General features: G+C 42.7%; 16 protein-coding genes. 15 read left to right on the top strand and 1 reads right to left on the bottom strand.

Annotated elements, in window-relative coordinates; all coding sequences use genetic code 11:
* The first annotated feature begins 73 nt into the window (after positions 1-73).
* From AB1K83_RS05710 to AB1K83_RS05675, 8 genes are all read left to right on the top strand, one after another.
* The gene (locus AB1K83_RS05710) at positions 74-2,749 is read left to right on the top strand and encodes a type I restriction endonuclease subunit R, EcoR124 family (protein ID WP_413057200.1); all 2,676 of its coding nucleotides are present in this window, start codon (positions 74-76) and stop codon (positions 2,747-2,749) included.
* Positions 2,750-2,808: 59 nt separating this feature from the next.
* On the top strand, positions 2,809-3,006 hold the full coding sequence (locus tag AB1K83_RS05705) for a type I restriction enzyme endonuclease domain-containing protein (protein ID WP_413057199.1): 198 nt from the start codon (positions 2,809-2,811) through the stop codon (positions 3,004-3,006).
* A gap of 147 nt (positions 3,007-3,153) precedes the next feature.
* Positions 3,154-4,134 (top strand): hypothetical protein, encoded by a 981-nt coding sequence (locus tag AB1K83_RS05700; protein WP_413057198.1) that lies wholly within the window; start codon positions 3,154-3,156, stop codon positions 4,132-4,134.
* A gap of 338 nt (positions 4,135-4,472) precedes the next feature.
* Positions 4,473-5,786 (top strand): hypothetical protein, encoded by a 1,314-nt coding sequence (locus tag AB1K83_RS05695; protein ID WP_413057197.1) that lies wholly within the window; start codon positions 4,473-4,475, stop codon positions 5,784-5,786.
* A 965-nt stretch (positions 5,787-6,751) separates the two neighbouring features.
* On the top strand, positions 6,752-6,835 hold the full coding sequence (locus AB1K83_RS05690; RefSeq protein ID WP_413057515.1) for a putative holin-like toxin: 84 nt from the start codon (positions 6,752-6,754) through the stop codon (positions 6,833-6,835).
* A 416-nt stretch (positions 6,836-7,251) separates the two neighbouring features.
* The gene (locus AB1K83_RS05685; RefSeq protein ID WP_413057196.1) at positions 7,252-7,479 is read left to right on the top strand and encodes a hypothetical protein; all 228 of its coding nucleotides are present in this window, start codon (positions 7,252-7,254) and stop codon (positions 7,477-7,479) included.
* 355 nt (positions 7,480-7,834) lie between these two features.
* Positions 7,835-9,307, top strand: a complete 1,473-nt coding sequence (locus AB1K83_RS05680; protein ID WP_413057195.1) for a BCCT family transporter — start codon at positions 7,835-7,837, stop codon at positions 9,305-9,307.
* Positions 9,308-9,368: 61 nt separating this feature from the next.
* Positions 9,369-10,037, top strand: coding sequence for a hypothetical protein (locus AB1K83_RS05675; protein ID WP_413057194.1), 669 nt, complete (start codon positions 9,369-9,371; stop codon positions 10,035-10,037).
* A gap of 169 nt (positions 10,038-10,206) precedes the next feature.
* On the opposite strand, the gene AB1K83_RS05670 is transcribed toward AB1K83_RS05675, so the two are convergent.
* On the bottom strand, positions 10,207-11,007 hold the full coding sequence (locus AB1K83_RS05670; RefSeq protein ID WP_413057193.1) for an IclR family transcriptional regulator C-terminal domain-containing protein: 801 nt from the start codon (positions 11,005-11,007) through the stop codon (positions 10,207-10,209).
* Between the two features lie 116 nt (positions 11,008-11,123).
* On the opposite strand from AB1K83_RS05670, the gene AB1K83_RS05665 reads away from it, so the two are divergent.
* From AB1K83_RS05665 to AB1K83_RS05635, 7 genes are all read left to right on the top strand, one after another.
* On the top strand, positions 11,124-12,266 hold the full coding sequence (locus tag AB1K83_RS05665; protein ID WP_413057192.1) for a muconate/chloromuconate family cycloisomerase: 1,143 nt from the start codon (positions 11,124-11,126) through the stop codon (positions 12,264-12,266).
* Positions 12,253-12,720: a DUF3237 domain-containing protein gene (locus tag AB1K83_RS05660; RefSeq protein ID WP_413057191.1), complete on the top strand. Its 468-nt coding sequence runs from the start codon at positions 12,253-12,255 to the stop codon at positions 12,718-12,720. The genes AB1K83_RS05665 and AB1K83_RS05660 overlap by 14 nt, the downstream gene beginning before the upstream one ends.
* Positions 12,721-12,734: 14 nt before the next feature.
* Positions 12,735-13,565, top strand: coding sequence for an alpha/beta hydrolase (locus tag AB1K83_RS05655; RefSeq protein WP_413057190.1), 831 nt, complete (start codon positions 12,735-12,737; stop codon positions 13,563-13,565).
* A 12-nt stretch (positions 13,566-13,577) separates the two neighbouring features.
* Positions 13,578-14,270: a CoA transferase subunit A gene (locus AB1K83_RS05650; RefSeq protein WP_413057189.1), complete on the top strand. Its 693-nt coding sequence runs from the start codon at positions 13,578-13,580 to the stop codon at positions 14,268-14,270.
* Positions 14,263-14,916 carry a 3-oxoacid CoA-transferase subunit B gene (locus tag AB1K83_RS05645; RefSeq protein ID WP_413057188.1) on the top strand — a complete coding sequence of 218 codons (654 nt, stop codon included), beginning with the start codon at positions 14,263-14,265 and terminating at the stop codon, positions 14,914-14,916. Before AB1K83_RS05650 ends, AB1K83_RS05645 begins: the two co-directional genes overlap by 8 nt.
* A gap of 275 nt (positions 14,917-15,191) precedes the next feature.
* Entirely contained in the window at positions 15,192-17,003 is a 1,812-nt protein-coding gene (locus AB1K83_RS05640) for a XylR N-terminal domain-containing protein (RefSeq protein ID WP_413057187.1), read from the top strand.
* Positions 17,004-17,201: 198 nt separating this feature from the next.
* Positions 17,202-18,746 carry a 4-hydroxyphenylacetate 3-hydroxylase family protein gene (locus tag AB1K83_RS05635; RefSeq protein ID WP_413057186.1) on the top strand — a complete coding sequence of 515 codons (1,545 nt, stop codon included), beginning with the start codon at positions 17,202-17,204 and terminating at the stop codon, positions 18,744-18,746.
* Positions 18,747-18,759: the final 13 nt, after the last annotated feature.

Raw genomic sequence — 18,759 nt, 5'->3', positions numbered from 1 at the left:
GAAAATCATTTCGATTTTCCAATAGAGTAAGAGATAAAATGTAACACTCTACACACGGAGGGAATTGAAGCAAGTGAGTGCGAAAGACGGCGTGTTCCAGGCATTTCATCAAATTAAGAAATATGCAGAAGAAGGGATGTTCCGGAATAATATCTTTTCCACACTCCAGCTGTTCGTCATTTCGAATGAGCAGACGACTCGCTATTTTGCCAATGCGATGCCGAAAGATCTACATAAAAAGTTTGTCTTCAGCTGGCGCACGACCGACAACCGGAAAGTGGACAACCTGTACGAATTCGTCAAGCAAGTGCTGAATATCCCGGACGCCCACCGGCTCATTGCGCACTATACGATTGTCAGTGAAGATCAGGACAATAAAGCGCTCATGGTACTGCATCCGTATCAAATCCATGCCATAGAAGCGCTGTTCACATCGGCGGTGAAGCATAAATCGGGGTATGTCTGGCATGCAACGGGTTCCGGGAAGACGCTGACTAGTTTTGTGTCGACGAAGCTGCTCGCCCGCAAACCGGGGGTGGACCGGACTGTCATGCTGATTGACCGGAAAGACTTGGACAACCAGACGACGAGCGAATTCACCAAGTTTGCGTCAGAGTTCAACACCGGCATTTCATCCGGAACCGCCAGATCAAACAGTTTGATTGTCGGCACGGGGAGTTCCCGGGAGCTGAGTGAGACGCTTTTGTCGAGCGTCAATTCCAACACGGTCATCATCACGACTCGGCAGAAGCTGGAAGCCGCTCTCCGGTATGCGGAGAAACAGGAAGAACAACGGGGAACGCAGCGTTTTCAAAAACTCATGAGCCAGCACATCGTCTTCGTTGTGGATGAATGCCACCGGGCGCTAAGTGCGGAAGGCATGGGAGCGATTAAGCGGTTCTTCCCGAATTCGACGTGGTTCGGCTTTACGGGCACGCCCATATTTGATGAAAACAAAAAGCAGGCGAAGGGCCGTCTTGCCCGTACGACACATGACCAATATGGAGAAGTGTTGCACACCTACACCATTAAGAATGCACTGGAAGACGGCGCAGTGCTAGGTTTCCAGGTTGAACATGAAGATACAATTGAACCGACGTCACTTGATAACTACATTTTCGAGCAGCTGCGGCAAAAGGAGAAGTATGCGGGTGTCGGTGACGATGAATTGAATGGTTTGATTGACCAAATGGATGGAATCGAAAAGGAAACGTATATCGAATCGTCCAGCTATGAAAGTGACGAGCATATCCAGAAAGTGCTTCACAAGATCTTCCGCCCAGACAATGCCTATGTGAAATTCGATTTCCAAAACGGACGTCCGCAGAAATCGGCCATCATGACGACGAGCTCCATCGACATGGCGAAACGTTACTACCACGCCATTAAAGAGTTGACAGCAGACCCTGACTGGCTGACGAACGAATTCGCCGGACAACCCATTCGGACTGGTCGCACGATGGACGATCCCGATTTTCCGCGGATCGCCATCACGTATTCCCTCCAGGAGAACGAAGAAGATTCCAAGCAATCGCAGGATGAAATGAAGGACATCATCAAGGAGTATAACGACTACTACGGCACTGCCTGGTCGATCGAAGATATCGAGCGCTACAACGGGGATATCAACAACCGGCTGGCACGGAAGCGGGCGGAATTCAAGGAGTTCGGCAAACAAGTCGATTTGGTCATCGTCGTCGACCGGCTGCTGACTGGCTTCGACGCACCGACAATCCAGACGCTGTTTGTCGACCGCAACCTCAGTTATGCTAATCTGATCCAAGCTTTTTCGCGGACAAACCGGACGTACCCGGAGAAGACGAAAGGATTGATCGTCACGTTCCGAAAACCGGCGACAATGGAGAAGAACGTAGAAGACGCAACGAAGTTGTATTCACAGGCACAGGAAGAAACCGCCCTTGTGTACCCGTCCTATGACAAGTCGAAGAAGCGGTTCAAGGCGGCCCATAAGGAACTGGTTTCAGCTGTTCCGAACATGGCGGAAATCGATGAGAACTCGCCTTTGGAGCAACGTGTTGAATTTGTGAAGGCCTTCCAGGAGTTGAACAACGCTTACGAAGCCCTAGTCACCTACGATGACTACAACGATGACATGGAGAATTCCCAAGCGTTGCAAGAACAGGTGAAGACGCTCGAAAACTATCACGGTGTCTATAACACCGTGAAGGGTTCCCTGATGGAGGAAGGCGGAGAAGGAGACGGACCTGAGCCGGATTACTCGGAAATCGAATTTTACGGGGACTATACGGCGAAGCTCTACGACATCGACTCCACTTACATCGATCGGCTACTGGAAACATACGCGGCCAACAATCAAGATACCCGTGGAGAAATTGAAAAGGCGTTGCAGAAACTGAACAAATCTCCAGCTGTGAAGCATGTCTATGAAACGATCCTAAATGACATCGATGCGGAGAAAATAGACAAAGATGAGGATATACTCGTAGTCAAGCGACGCTACTTCACGAACGCATATGAAGGCGCAATCGAGAATCTTTCGAACACATGGTTTGTGAATGAAGACCAGCTCCACCTGTCAGCCATCCAATACGTACCGGGATCCGACACCATCCCGAACATCGGAGGCATCCTCGATAGCAAGCAATTTGATAAGTATAAAGAGGTTAACCCGGAGGCCAAGCCGTTGAAATATGGGCCGCAGATGAAGCGGGAGTGGCTGCAGGTGTTGAATGAGGAGATTGTGCCTTATGGGGAGGAATTGCGGTGAGGTAGTTTAAACTAGTTTGTAAACAGTAAACCATTATTGGAAATAGGTGTAGGTTCTCATTGAATTCTCAATGGCTCTGGAACCAGGCACCTCTTCTATATAAAGCCGGTGAAAATGTGGGAATGATTCAGGAAGAAATAGCGCTCTACGATGCCCAATCTTCACCCGACACAGCTGAACAAGTACTTGACGGCATCTTGATTGTAATTGTGCATGAACTGACAAATGTGATTAAAGTAAATATGAACATAGATTAGAACTTGAGGAAGTCTGCTAGACTAAGATGCAGACTAAATACGGTGACTGTGAAGAAATACAGATATCCGCCAGATTTGCAGAAGATGGCGGTGGAGACGTTGAGGCGGGGAATATGTAGAAATAGAAAATTGGAAGGAGTAATAGTGGTGAAAAGATACCTAAAGCACCCAATTGATTACCAAATCCAAATAAATTTAGTTCGTGATTTTAGATATTTTCTGTCAAATCAACTCTTACAGTACGGTGTAAAAGTGCCTCCAGATGATTCAAAAGTAATTTTGAAGTTTTTTGAACTGCAAAGAAGAGTAATAGCGAAGAGACCTAGAAAAGTTCTGATTTCGAAGGACTTTTCTTATCCTCCCGAAATTGCAGCTAGGGTTATGAAGTTGATACGGAAGATTGAGTCTGGGGAAAGTTTACTACCACATTTAAGTAGGAAGTTTTTAGACCCAAATTTCCATGATGCATTATTAAACGATTGGGGGATTCACCATCTTCATTTGGGTACTGAAATAGATAACGATGGCTTTGTTAACCGTAATAGAAGTGATTTTATTAATGATTATCTTCTATTTTTGAGGATCACTGATAAGCACGCGTATCTAATAAAAATTGGAAAGCACGGAGAATGGGCAAATAAAACCCTGTTTGAAATATTGCATAAGTATTGGCCGGATAGTATCTCACAATATAGGATAGTAGACGGTTTAAGTATAATTGGAAATGAGCCTACGGAGAAAGAACGGATGAAATTAAGAAAATCGGGTGCGATTACTTTAACATCTGTAAATGATAAAGCTGTATATTATCCGGTTGGCGGTGGATATGCAACGTCTCAAAATAGTCTTGAAGCTGTAAGGCAATCTCATTACTATTCTAACATGCTTACCTATGCAGAGATTAATATAAAAAGTAATATATCACATATATATATAAGCTTAAAACGGTTATATAGTAAAGTAGATAAAAGTTTGAATTTTCAACTTTTCATTTTCGGTAGCAAATTTTATGTGTGGGAGACAAATAGTAATATATTTATTTGTCTAACTAGAAATAGAGCATGGCGTATTCCGTTAAGTTCAAATGGAAGCAGTACAGTCGATTTCCTTCGATTAGAATTAGAATGACTTTACTCCAAAACTCCAACATTCCAATTGCCAAAAAAATCATCAAGGTCACTCTATTTTCAAGAAAGTTTTTGGCTAATCTTTGAATGGAGGAATAGCTTATTAAAAATTAAAGAGTCAATAATTAATTAGGAATTACGATCGAGCAGACTCTTACTCGAAAATATAAATACCATGGCTAATAAAATTGTTAATTATTGTTACATAATCTTGATTGATTATGCGCATGCAGTTAATAAAAAATTTATGTTTTTTACCAGTACTCCTACAATTATTGATATATTCATCAGCCTTTTGCCTTTTCATTGTGAAAAATTCGTTTTGAGGAGGACTTAATTATGTATGATGGATTACCTAATACAATTGCATCATCCAAACTAATTAATAAAGAATTATTAAAAGAAAAAATCTATGAGGGACCTATTCATTTACAAACAACCGATCACATCATTACACTTGAGGGAATAATAACTTACTCTCAAAAACCACGTCCTAAAATCTTATTTAAGGGAAGAATTGTAGTAGATGGTAAATTAGATTTTTCAAAATTGAATAGTTGGCAAGCTACAACAGATAATGGTTTGAACGGTTCGGTTTTAATTACATCCTTTGAATTTAATTCAAAAGGAGAAAAGCAAATTGGAGGTGAGTTTACTTATGAAATTTGCCAGCAAGACTTTCAACCTAAGGAAAAGATCTGCTTTTCTGTCTTAAACTTTGTTAACAATCGTGGTCAAATGGTTCGGTATGGAGATAGAGTTTATGCTGGGAGGATAAGTATTCAGCATAACGGCTACAAAATTATAATTGATAAAATCCCGGATAGCAAGAAAGTCTTTGATCAGTTAAAGAGAAATGGACGCTTCTCCATAACTCATGTTGGTCAAATTTACAGAAATGATAATAATGATATTGATTTTAAAGAAGTTGAAGAACTACTCGATAAAATAATGTGGACTCTATCATTTGCTGCCGGACACCAGGTAGGTATAGGTCATATATTCAACAAAACGGCAGAGGGCATACATATCACACACTATAGGCTTCCTCTAATAGCAGAATGGAAGCAACATTCCACCTGGTTTCCTTCAAATACGCTTGGCTCTTTAGAAAGTGTAATCGAAGGATTTTTGAACTTGATGGAAGATAACTTTTGGAACTCGCAGATTCCGATTCTATTATCTGGATACTTTGATAGCTTTGGTCCTTCTTATATTGAAAATAAAATTATTGTTTTACAAGCAACGTTAGAAACTCTCTCTTGGTCTTACTTAGTAGAGGAAACAAAAAAGGTAACTCCCGGTAAATTTAAAGCGAGTCGGGCTTCAACTAAAATTAGAAGAATATTGAATGAATTTAACATTGAGGCAACTTTGACTGGAAATCCAACATTAGAAAAACTTATAGACCAATATGAAGATGGTCCGCACCTCTTTACTAAAGTGCGGAACGATATAGCTCACCCAAAGAAAAAATTAGTTAGTCTAGATACCGATACACTTTATTACATATGGAGAATGGGAGTAAGATATTTTGAATTGATTATGTTAGGGTTGGCGCAATATAAGGGAGTTTACAGGGATTCGTTATTAGCACCTAACTTTGAGGGAAAAATGATTAGGGAAGTTCCATGGGTTCAACCGAAGAGCTGAATTTTGAAGATACTTAGTTAGCAATAGCAGTATAAACCGCAACAATAATTCCTAATTATATCTGAATTTTAGGGAGCGTAGGCTAAGACTTGTTTCATAAAGCATTTCAGTTTTAGGGTACCTGATTGAATTCTGAAGTTTGATTTTATAGCGTAATTCAAAGCAGCAGTTTGCGTCAATGACGTGAATAAATGGAGGTGAGACTTTACGAACACTTCATGAAAAAGGATTTGAAGAATTTTAGCCCTTCTGGCAAAGTTGTTTGAGGGAGGATTGACTTCAACTACCCCAATTTAATAACACGCAATTATATGAAATTAATTTTTCGGATGTCATTCCTTACGAAATTTACATAGGTACTATTAGATACCAAGACAATAAGGTTATTTTTTGCCGACAAGAGATCAGGCTCGCATTGGACGAAGGAGCAATTGGGTGACTACTCAAAGTCTCCATAAGTATCTGCGTACTATGTAAAGAGGGCTTTTTCCTTTTTATGAATTAAAGTTTAACGCATGACAAAAATCTAAATTTGAAACGTGATTATCGAATTCTTGAGGAGTTAGGATATAGGGTGCAGGACTCTAAAGGGTAGAAACCGACAAAAGTGCTTTGATAGGCAATATCTTTTTGAATGATGAAAACATTGCTCACCGGGTTGGGAACTTATGGAATCATTGTTTACTGTTGCGTTGATTAAGGCCTATTTTAAAGGAGACAAATATGAAGAATGGTTTAATTTCTTGCATGCCGTAGATTAGTTAGTGAAGGATGCCGAGTTCCAGTGAATTATCAATCGGAAGCCGGCACTTTTATTATGGGAGTGGATAAGATCATTATGCCGGTCTTGCAACGACCCTTACCCGTTTATAGGATTTAGAACATATGTATGCTACAATAAAAGAGTAATAGAATAGGTTACTCAAGGGTGGTCGGCCATTTCCCGGTAGAAGGGAGGTGGTCGCATGTCAGTATCTGAAGCGCTAATGCTCATGTTAACATTCGGAGTATTAATCGTAGCGATATTGTCGTTCCACAATAAAAAATAATCCATCCTTGAGTGGGTGCTCATAGCGGATGGATTATTTTATCTAGCGAGCTGATCTCCCTTGTAGGGAACCTGCTATTACAGACCGCCTAATTAGTAGCGTTGGGCGGTCCTTTTTAGTTTATGCATTTGTTGAAAAAGTATTCTAGTTACCTGTATTGTATTGCATGTTGTTAAGTATTTCAAGCAATCTGTTCGCGAAATGGCCTGTTAGGTTCTCATTAAATTTTGAATTTCACCTGAACCTAGAATTATTTAATAATTTCGCCCCTGTTTTTGCAATAATAACTTAGTTTTGCCGCTTAATTTTCCATTAAATTGCCGTTATCGAATTGTATATACATTTACAACATTTTATTTTTTAACGATTTTATAATATGATGTCAGTAAGATCAACAATATCGTGAGGTGAGCAAAATGGATAAAGATCCGATGTTGCAGGAAATTCTTCATGCCCTAAAACTCCATGGCGAGCATATCGATAAGCGTTTTGAAGAGATAGATCGGAAGTTTGAGGGAATGGACAGAAGATTCGACGACATTACCGTCCGATTGGACCGGATTGAAAAAAAGCAGGACATTCAGCAGATTGAAATTGCTGATGCGCATGAAAAGATTAATTTTGTCACCCGCACTGTCAGCTAACATGACGACATCCTCCGTAATATGCAAAATTAGTCCTCGATATTGTCGTTTAACCATAAAAAAATAATCCGTCCTTTATGGCCAGCTCATAAAGAATGGATTATTTCTTCCAGAAGCTGACCCCTTGAAGGGAACCCGCCATTACCGACCGCCTAATGTTACCAGCATTGGGCGGTCTTTTTTAGTTTATTCAGTGAGCCGAGGGTGCCTGGCACCGTGCTCAGGCAGTTGTGTTTAGACTTCCGTTCGAACGGGTATAATTAAGCGCTAACCTGGTAAGTAGCTATCTCACCGAGAAAACTACATGGTAACCGCGGAGCTTTAATAGTGGAAGAGGTGGAAAGGGGATATTGAATTGCATATCACCAGGGTATTTTGGTATGCGGTCGTTATTTGTATAGCGATTGTACTATGGGGTTCGCTTGCCCCAGATCATTTAAACGAGATGACGGTTGCAGCGACTGCATTTATTTATGACCATTTTGGATGGTTTTACATATTTGTCATTGTCGCGATGATCAGTTTTTGTATTTATATGATGTTTTCCCGTTTTGGCAAGGTGAAGTTGGGAAAGGAAAATGAGAAGCCTGATTTCAGTTTCCTTGCCTGGTTTGCCATGTTGTTCAGCGCGGGCATGGGCATCGGGCTGATGTTCTTTACTACAGCGGAAACCATCTCACATGCTTTCATCAGTTCGCCGAATGCGACGCCAGGGTCCGATCAGGCGATTATCGAGTCCCTTCAATACGCCATGTTTCACTGGGGCCTGCATGGCTGGGGGCTCTATAGCATTGTAGCACTGGTACTGGCTTACTTTAAATTTCGCGTCGGTGCTCCGGGATTGATCAGCGCTACGCTTGAGCCGTTATTTGGCCAGAAGATGATGCGGGGCACAGTGGGTCATATCGTGGATACGCTTGCGATCTTTGCGACTGTCGTCGGTGTCGCATCCACACTCGGCTTCGGATCCGCGCAAATTAACAGCGGTTTGACGTATTTGTTTGACGCCCCCAAAACGTTCTGGTTCCAACTGATCATTCTGTCGATTTCGACAGTATTATTCATTCTATCCGCATGGTCGGGCATTGGACGGGGAATCAAATACTTGAGCACCCTTAATATTGCCGTGGCCTTTATCCTTTTACTTCTCTTGTTTGTAGTGGGTCCGTCCATGTACATTTTAAATCTCTTTACAACCTCCATCGGTAAATATGCAGGGAATCTCATTGAAATGAGTTTTGAACTGAAGCCGCTGGATGGAACCCAGCGCGAATGGATCAATGCGTGGACAATCTTTTATTGGGCCTGGTGGATATCGTGGGCACCATTTGTAGGAATGTTCATCGCACGTGTTTCAAAAGGCCGTACAATCAGGGAATTTGTCGGAGGTGTATTACTTGCCCCGACACTGGTCACATTCATTTTCTTTGCAGTATTTGGTGGATCGGCATTATACTTGGAGCAAAATGGACTGGCCCAGTTGTCCGCATTGGTTACAGAGACGGTGACATTCGGCATGTATGAGCATTATCCGCTTGGCACCGTCTTATCCATCATTACCGTGTTTGTCATTGCGATATTTTTCATCACATCTGCGGATTCTGCCACATTCGTACTCGGCATGTTCAGTACGGGCGGACAATTGAATCCTTCCAATGTGGTCAAAATCATTTGGGGGCTTGCGTTATCCGCGATGGCCGCCATTGTCATGTATTCCGGAGGCATTAAAGGCTTCCAAAATATGCTCATCATCTCAGCGTTGCCTCTTTCCCTGATTATCGTTTTGATGGTCGCCTCCTTTTATAAGATCATACAGCAGAAAGAGTGATTCGCTACACAGGGGATGGCAGGTGACAATGAGCAGGATAAAATCATAAGGTGGGATCATTGTGAATCTGTTGAACGTTAGAAAAGGACAGTTTGTCTACTATCAAAACAAGCTGCACAAAGTGTATTCTGTAAAACCTTTCTTTAAAAAATCGGTTCATCTAATCCGATTAGAAGACTTGGAGCAGGAACTCGTAACTGCGAAAGAAATCACTTTGTATAGACCAAAGCATTTAGATAGTTTTCTGTTCAATTATCAACGATATACGCTTCATAAAGACGTGAAAGCAAAAGTCGGTGATTATATATTGATCATCAATCCTAAGCCGGACTCCTTGGATCATCACCACTTGCACGCAATGGAAATCGTATCTTCGATAGAAGCGAATGGTGTGATTAGCAATAAATCGAATGGGATCAGGCATAGCGAGTATTGGGTCATGGTACCAGGTCTGGAAGAGGGTGCAACCATCATCGATCTGGAACACCCGGATCCGCAAGCTTCCAGTGCACACGAAGCGATAAAGCAAGAACCAGAAGTCCAGTCAGGTCCAACTTATATCCCTAAAATAGGCGATGTTTTCCAGAAAAATAATTGTGACCCCGTCATTCAGGCAATGGTCATTGCGATTAGAGGAGAGATAATCTATTTAGGAGGAGATATGGAGGTCCACCTGGATGAATTGACGAACAGTAATGCTTGGAGCTTAATTGCACACGTGCCTTTGTGAAAGGTGCCTGTGCGCCAAACAACCGTGTTTGTTTGAATAAACACGAATGTTTAAACATTCACGATTATTTCTTGCACAGGCACCACTTTTCCATCTTTCCGTTATCCCCGAGAATTGTAGCTACTAAAAGAGGATTCACCTGGTTTGTTGCAGCCAGATGGATCCTTTTTTATAGTTGAGTGATCCGATGGGACTTGGACAGGTCCGAGCTAATTTGGTCGGCGGTTTGCAGCAGCAACGGAAGAAATTTTTCTTCAATAAGTTGGCTATTTATACGATCGGCATGCGATGAAATATTGATCGCGGCTACTGTTTTCCCTTGATGATTTTTTATGGGGGCTGCTAACGAGCTGAGTCCTTCTTCTAATTGCTGTTCTACGAATACCCAGCCATCTTTTTTTATTTGCTCCAGCCGTGCCAATAAGGCAGCTGGATCGACGACTGTTTGTTTTGTGAATGATTGTAAATGTATTTCCTTGAAAAACTGTTCCTTCTCTTCAGTAGATAAATATGCCATCAACACTTGTCCCATGGAGGTTGCGTAAGCAGGTAATTTGGAACCCACCTCCAAAGAAATAGCCATGATCCGTTTTGTCGGGATTCTGGCAACATAGACAATGTCTGTTCCGTTTAAAACAGAAATAGAAGTCGATTCTCCTGTTTGTTCGACTAGTTTTCTCATATGAGGATGGGCTATTTCCCAAATGTTTTTGGAAGATAGATAAGAATAGCCTAAAGAGAGGACTTGAGCAGTTAACGAAAAATGGCCCTCCTCAGATATAGCAAACCCTAAACTTTCTAATGTAAGTAGTATTCTACGGACCGCTGGCCGGCTCAACCCTGTAATTTTCGCAGCTTCCGTTACAGTGAGCGTTGGATTTTCATGTGAAAATGCCTGGATTACAAGTAAACCGCGTTCCAATGATTGGATAAAATCAGCGTTATTAATGGAATTATCCGAAAACTTCATTGACAATCTCCTTACTTTCATGTTTATATTAAAGTGTACGATATACGATATAATTGTACGTTTATCGTACAACATATACTATTTTCTTGCAAGACTCAAAGTAAAGGAGAATAAGGATGAAAACAGCGATTAAACAGCTTCAATCCGTAATTGTGGATGTTCCAATCAAAAGACCTCATCAATTTTCTACCGAAATTGTGACAACGAAGAGTTTTTTGATCATTCAAGTAGAGTTGGAGAATGGTCTAATTGGGATTGGAGAGGGAACGACGCCGGGCATTTGGTGGAATGGTGAAAGTACCGAGACGATGCAGCTTGTAATTGAGCAGTACATCAAACCGCTTCTCATCGGGAAGGACCCAAGGAATATTGAGCAGTTATTGCAGTCGTTTGATCGTCATGTACGTGCCAATCCATTTGCAAAAGCGACAGTCGAGATGGCGCTGTTTGATGTCGTCGGCAAAATCTACAATGCGCCAGTCCATCAATTATTAGGCGGCTTATTTCAAGAGGCGATCGATGTGAAATGGGCGTTGGCGACAGGAGATGCGGATGCCGATATCGAAGAAGGAAAAGAGCTTGTCCGCAGCAAGCAATATAAAGATTTTAAAATCAAAGCAGGTAAATTCGAGCCGGCTGTCGATGCGGCACGTGCGGTGAAAATTGCGGTAGGGCTGCGGGGAATTTCCACAATCGGCATTGATCCAAATGGTTCTTGGGACAGAGGAACGACGGTCAGATGGATGGATCGACTACACGAAGCGGGAGTCGATTTCCTCGAACAGCCGCTTTCTCCGTTAGATTTTGAAGGGGCAGCCAAATTGGTGGAGATGAAAAAAGTACCTGTCATGGCGGACGAAAGCGTCGCGACCATTCAAGATGCGCACAGACTCGCCCAAGAAAGGGCAGCGGATATCTTTTCACTTAAAATCCATAAATCGGGTGGGATGCGAAATACATTGAAAGTGGCAGCGATTGCAGAGGCAGCAGGGATTTCCTGCTTTGGGGGGACGTCGCTTGAAAGTTCAATCGGATCGGCGGCAAGTATCCATGCGTTCGGCGTGTTAAGAAATTTAGACTACGGTTGCGAAACATTCGGGCCGCAATGGCTTGCAGATGATCTTGTGAAAAAGCCGCTTGCATTTCAGGATGGCAAGATCAGTATCCCTTCCGGTCCGGGACTAGGTGTCGAATTGGATGAAGCAAAGATTGAGAAATATAAAAGAAGGCAGGGGGTACTCGCAAATGGCGTACTTTGATGCACCTCATTTAACTTTTTTATTTGACCTGGAGCTGCAGGTGGAAAAAGCGCATTTGCCGGGGACGACGCCAATCGGAAACAGAAGAATTATCCGGGTGGAGGGCGGTCATTTTAGCGGCGGAGAGGTAAGTGGAAAAGTCATTCCCGGCGGAGACGACTGGATTACGGTACGCCAAGATGGAACCATTATTCAGGACGTCCGTATTTTACTTCAAACCGACGACGATGAACTGATCATGATGTCTTACAGAGGAATTCGAACGGGTCCCAAAGAGGTGCTTGCGCGGTTGGATCGAAATGAAGAAGTTCATGTGGAGGAGTATTATTTCAGAACCAATCCGGTATTTGAGACAGCATCCGAAAAATACGATTGGATGAATAAAAGAATCTTTGTTTCAACAGGACAGCGGTTGGCAACGGGAGTAAAGTACTCTGTTTATCAAGTAGATTAAGAGGCGGTGGAAATATGATCAAAGAATTTCCTCTTGAAAGTGATGTGAAACTGGCGGGCTGTGATACGCCGGGAGAAAAAGGGACGGTCATTGCGCTGCACGGGCTTACGGGCAATCATAAAACGTTTTATCATTATCGAAAGCTTTTGGAGAACGAATACCGGTTTATTACTTACGATTTACGCGGCAGAGGGAACAGCAGTCCGGCAGATGAACAGACTTCCTTATTTCAGCATGCGGAAGATTTGAAAGCGTTCATTGCCAAGAATGAAATTACACGCCCGATCCTGATGGGTTATTCCATGGGGGCTTATATTTGCGCCCAAGTGGCAAGCGAAACCGATGTGGAAGCGCTGATTTTGCTGGACGGAGCAGGAACGACTGAAGAGCGGCAGCGTGGGTTGATCCTTCCTTCTTTGAGCCGCTTGGAGAAGACATATGAATCTCCGGATGATTACGTCGCCCAAACGAGAAAGATTTACGAGTCGCTGCATATTAAATGGGATGACATCATTGAAGATATTGCCCGGTATGAAGTGAAAAAAGCGGCAGAAGGCTATCGACATAAGTCAGAATCCTCTGACATGGAGAAGGATTTTAACAGTTTTTATGAATTTCATCCGAAGAAAGTGTTTGAAAAGATTTCCTGTCCCATCCTTCTTGTGATTGCAATCGGTAAATTAGGAGAAAAAGAGTCTTTATTCACAAAAGAAACGTATACAGAAACAATTTCTGCCGCGAAGGAGATCACCACAATGGAAGTACCGGCAAACCATTACACGCTCCTATTCGAAAAACAACCTGAAGTGGAAGAGAGCATTAATGCGTTTTTACACAATTTGTGAAGAGGTGACGAGATGTATATAGACAAACAAATATCCATTTCTGATGCGCTTGCCCATATTCAATCAGGACAAACCATTATGGTCGGAGGATTTGGGTTAATCGGCAGTCCGCTGTCGGTCATTCAACATTTGACAGAGCATGATGTAAATGAACTGACTGTAATCAGTAACAATGTAGGGGAGGCTGGAAAAGGGCTTGGCCTGCTGCTAAGGCAAGGGAAAATAAAAAAGGCGATCGGTTCTTATTTTACAAGCAACCGGGATGTGGCGAAGTTTTATAATGAAGGGAAAATCGAACTTGAACTATTGCCGCAAGGAACGTTATCCGAAGCAATCCGGGCAGGGGGAGCAGGAATCGGCGGATTTTATACGAAGACTGCAGTAGGAACGGATTTAGCAAAAGGGAAAGAGATCAAGGAAATGAAAGGGGAAACATACTTGCTGCAAGAGAGCTTGACAGCAGATGTTGCGATTGTGAAGGCTTGGAAAGCGGATCGTTTAGGCAACTTGGTTTATTACAAAACGGCTCAAAATTTCAATCCGAATATGGCGACAGCGGCTTCGTTTGTTATCGCGGAAGTGGATGAAATTGTGGAAGTCGGGGAGTTGTCTCCAGAGGAAATTATAACCCCTCATTTATTTGTAGATGCCATCGTCAAAAGTGAGTGGGCGTTAACGAAAGAAGGGGTGAGACAGATTGGATAACAGCAGGGAATTGATCGCAAAACGGGCGGTGCAGGAACTGACTCCTCATTCGATTATTAATCTGGGCATCGGGATTCCCACGTTGGTTGCGGAGTATATTGACGATACGCAGCATATTTTACACACGGAAAACGGTATGCTGGGGGTCACGTCGGTTGAAGAAAAAGACATCGATCCCCTTATTGTGAATGCTGGCAAACTGCCTGTCGGTGAGGCAGTCGGCGCTTCTTATTTTAGCAGTGCGGATTCATTCGGGATGATTCGCGGGGGACATATTGACGTGGCGATTCTAGGTGCACTGCAAATTGATGCGAAAGGAAGGATTGCGAACTGGGCCATTCCGGGAAAAGATATTATCGGTGTTGGTGGCGCCATGGATTTGCTGGAAGGTGCGAAGAAAATCATCATTACCACAAATCATACAGCGAATGACGGCAGCCCTAAATTTGTAGAGACGTGCACGTTCCCGATTACCTCTGAACGGGTGGCCGATACGATTATTACCGATTTGGCCGTTTTTCAATGGCGGGGAGATCATTATGAACTTGTGGAACTAATGGGGAACAGCACTTTAGAAGAAGTCCAGGCGAACACAACGGCAGCTTACACTATTAGCGAGCAAGTATTCCAGCAGGAAAAAGTGTGAGGTAATAAGTACACTGGAGGCTTGTAGATTTTATGTATTTAATAAGGATTGCGCTAAAAATGATTAGTGAAAAATGATGATGTATACCAAGTTGTCATACATCATCATTTTTTCTTAATGATAGTCTGTGCGTTCGAAACCAGGTCGATAGAAAGCATTATTCCCGTACTATATGCAACTCGGATTGCTAACATATATAGTAAGTTCTTGAGGTTTTTAAAAGCGTTTACAATTACTGTGATAAAAATATATAGTACAAAAGGGAGAAGGACAGGATGAAAGCGAATCAGTTATTGCTGCAAAACTTAATTGATATCAATCCTCGCACCGGCATCATTAAACTCCATGACAAACGGATGGGGTTAATTCCCATAGAAGCTTTAGGGATTTTACGTCATGATTTAATAAATACGCTTGGAAAAGAACGAGCAAAAGGTTTCTTAATGCGCTACGGCTGGGCTTGCGGTAAACAAGCTGCCGAATCGTTAAAGGAAAATTACGAATGGAAATGTATAAGAGAACTCGTGATGTCGGGAACAGCTATGCACACCCTTGAAGGAATTGTCACAGTGGAGCCGGATGTTTTAGAAATAAAAGGGGATCATTTATATTTTACAGGATACTGGAAAAATTCGTTCGAAGTTCTCAACCACTTGACGGAAAAAGAGATTAGCAGTGAAGCGGTTTGCTGGACGCTAATCGGCTATGCTAGCGGTTATTTAACGAGCGCTTTTGAAAAAGAAGTCGTGGCGTACGAAAAATACTGCCGTGGGAAAGGGGATGCGGATTGCTATTTCGTCGCTGAAACGGTAGCGCATTGCGATGAAGAGCATTTAAAAGACTTACGCTACTACAAAACTGAATCCTTGCAGACTGTTTTGGAAGACGTCTATTCGGAGATTGAACAATTGAATAAAAATATTATCGAATCCGAAGAAGCCCAAAATCAGCTGACGGAGCTTTTTCTGCAAGGGAAGGATATTAACGAAACGACAAGTGCGATTGGCCGCATCCTGGGCCGCAGTATTGTAATTGACCACTATAAAGAAGTATATTCCTCTCATTTTCACTGTCCTGCAGAGGAAGCCGCCTATCAAAAGCGGGCGGACAGCGGAGTCATTAAAAATGAGCAAGACGGATTGTTTTTTGAAACATTTACGATAAATAGTCATAATACGTGGCTTGGGAATTTGACGATCATCGGAAAATGTAAACCGAACCAAAGGGAACTGTTAATTATTAAACGGGCACTCATGGTATTTACCATTCAAATGTATCACCAAAGTAAAATGACTGAATCGCTTTTGACGAAAAGAGAGCATTTTTTTGATGAAATGATTGAAAATAGATTTATCGATAATATGAATTTGAGCAGACAAGCAGCTGTTTTTGGATTTAATACAAAAGAACCGCATTGTATTATTACCCTTAAAATTCTACCTGAAAAAATGAGAGGACGGGTGTTACATTTTTTAGCAAAAAACGATACTGAAATAGATTTATTTATGAAAGATAATTATATTGTGATTATCTTTGGCGCTAGCAATGATCAAGAAGTCCAAGATTTTTCAGTGCGGTTAATGAATGGCATTAAACGGCATGTACCGGATGTTATTTTGCATATCGGTTCCGGGCGGATTGCTGAAACGGTCCATGATATAGGGAAAAGTTATGTGGATGCCACACGGATCTGTGATTTTGTTCAGCTGACGTATCCGATTAGCAGCAGGGTGGCGACCTATAATGATCTGGAAGGGATTATGATGTTTTTAAATGGCGCAGACCATCAAGAATTGATCAAGTTTTACAAGAAAACCATTGGCACGTTAGTGGATTATGATAATGAAAATTCCGGTAATCTGCTCATTACCCTGAAATCGTATTTAGAGAATAACGGCAATCTACAGCAGACAGCATGTGATCTGCATTTGTCCATCGCCGGCTTGCGTTATCGGATTGAGAAAATTGAATCACTCAGTGAGATCGATTTGAAGACAGGATCGGGACGGTTTAATGCACAGCTCGCTACAAGAATTTACTTTGGGTTGAAAATCATTAATTCTTCTAACACTGCTATCGAGATATAGGAGCAATCCACTAGTCATCTGTATCGGTTATGAATCGAACCAGATGACTTTTTTAGGCCTGGATTTGTGGTACTTAGAGTCCTCCGCAAAAACTGCTAGTCATCGTGAAGTATTTACTATCTATTTGCAGTTACAGATAGTTATGAATTGGTGTAATATTCAATTAAGTAAAGTGATTGCAAAAAAGGAGGAGTATTCTTGACTACACAACAAGCAGTTAGAGTCCCATTGACAGGCGCAGAATATCTTGAAAGTCTCAAGGATGATCGTGAAATTTGGCTGCACGGTGAGAGAGTTAAAGATGTGACAACCCATCCTGCATTCCGGAACAGTGCCCGTTCGATTGCACGCCTTTATGATGCACTGCATGATCCAGAATATCAAGCTACGTTAACGAGAGAAACCGATACAGGAAATGGCGGGTTTACGCAACGCTTTTTCCAACCCGATACAACTGCGGAGGATTTATTCAAAACACGTGATGCGATTGCGCAATGGGCTAAAATGTCCTATGGCCAAATGGGAAGATCCCCAGATTACAAAGCTTCCTTTCTGGCAACCTTGGGCGCAAATCCGGAGTATTACGGAAAGTACGAGGCTAATGCAAGAAGATGGTATAAAGAAGCGCAGGAGAAAAACTGGTTCTTCAACCATGCGATCATCAATCCGCCAGTCGACCGCAATAAGCCGCTGGATGAAGTGAAAGATGTCTTTGTTCACGCAACAGGCGAAACAGAAGAAGGCATCCTCGTCAGCGGAGCAAAGATGGTCGCCACGGGATCGGCACTTACCAACTATAACTTCGTCGCACATTATGGCGCGCTTGCCATTCCAAAGGAAGAACACGCACTTGTCTTTATCGCGGATATGAATACACCCGGCGTAAAGCTGGTCTGCCGTTCCTCCTACGAAATGAATGCAGCTGTGACCGGTAGTCCTTTTGACTATCCATTGAGCAGCCGGTTCGATGAAAATGACTCTGTGCTTGTTTTTGAAAACGCTCTCATCCCATGGGAAAACGTACTCGTTTACCGGGATATTGAAAAAGCGAACAACTTCTTTGCTGAAAGCGGATTTCTCCATCGCTTCACCTTCCATGGCGTGACAAGGTTCGCCGTAAAACTCGATTTTATCGCCGGGCTGTTAATCAAAGCGCTTCGAGGAAATGGAACCGATACCTTCCGCGGGGTTCAAGCCAATTTGGGGGAAGTCATCGCCTACCGGAATATGTTCTGGGCGATTAGTGATGCGATGGCATTGAATCCGGAAAAGAGCGCGAACGGAACATTGCTGCCGAACTTGAATTACGGATTGGCGTACCGTGTATTCATGTCCGACGGGTGGTCGCATGTGAAAAATATTGTGGAGACGGTCGTCGGGGGCAGCCTGATTGTCCAGCCTTCCAGTTCAATGGACTTTAAAAATGCGGAGCTGCGTCCGCTCATCGATAGACTTTACCGCGGATCCAACGGGATTGAGGCCGAAGAGAAAATCAAGGTGATCAAATTGCTATGGGACGCAATTGGTACAGAATACGGTGGCCGTCATGAGTTATATGAACGGAACTATTCGGGCAATAACGAGAATATCCGGATGGAGAACTTGATTGTCGCCCAAGCGAACGGGAATGCCCAAGAGTTCGAGGATTTCGTCCAGCAATGTATGGATGACTATGACTTGGATGGCTGGGTGAATCCGACTTGGATCAACAATGATGATATTCAAGCTTATCAGAAAAAATGAAATACAATCTATA

Source organism: Sporosarcina sp. 179-K 3D1 HS, from assembly GCF_047228905.1.
In the GTDB taxonomy this organism is placed as follows: domain Bacteria; phylum Bacillota; class Bacilli; order Bacillales_A; family Planococcaceae; genus Sporosarcina.
This window is presented reverse-complemented; position numbering and strand designations above follow the sequence as displayed.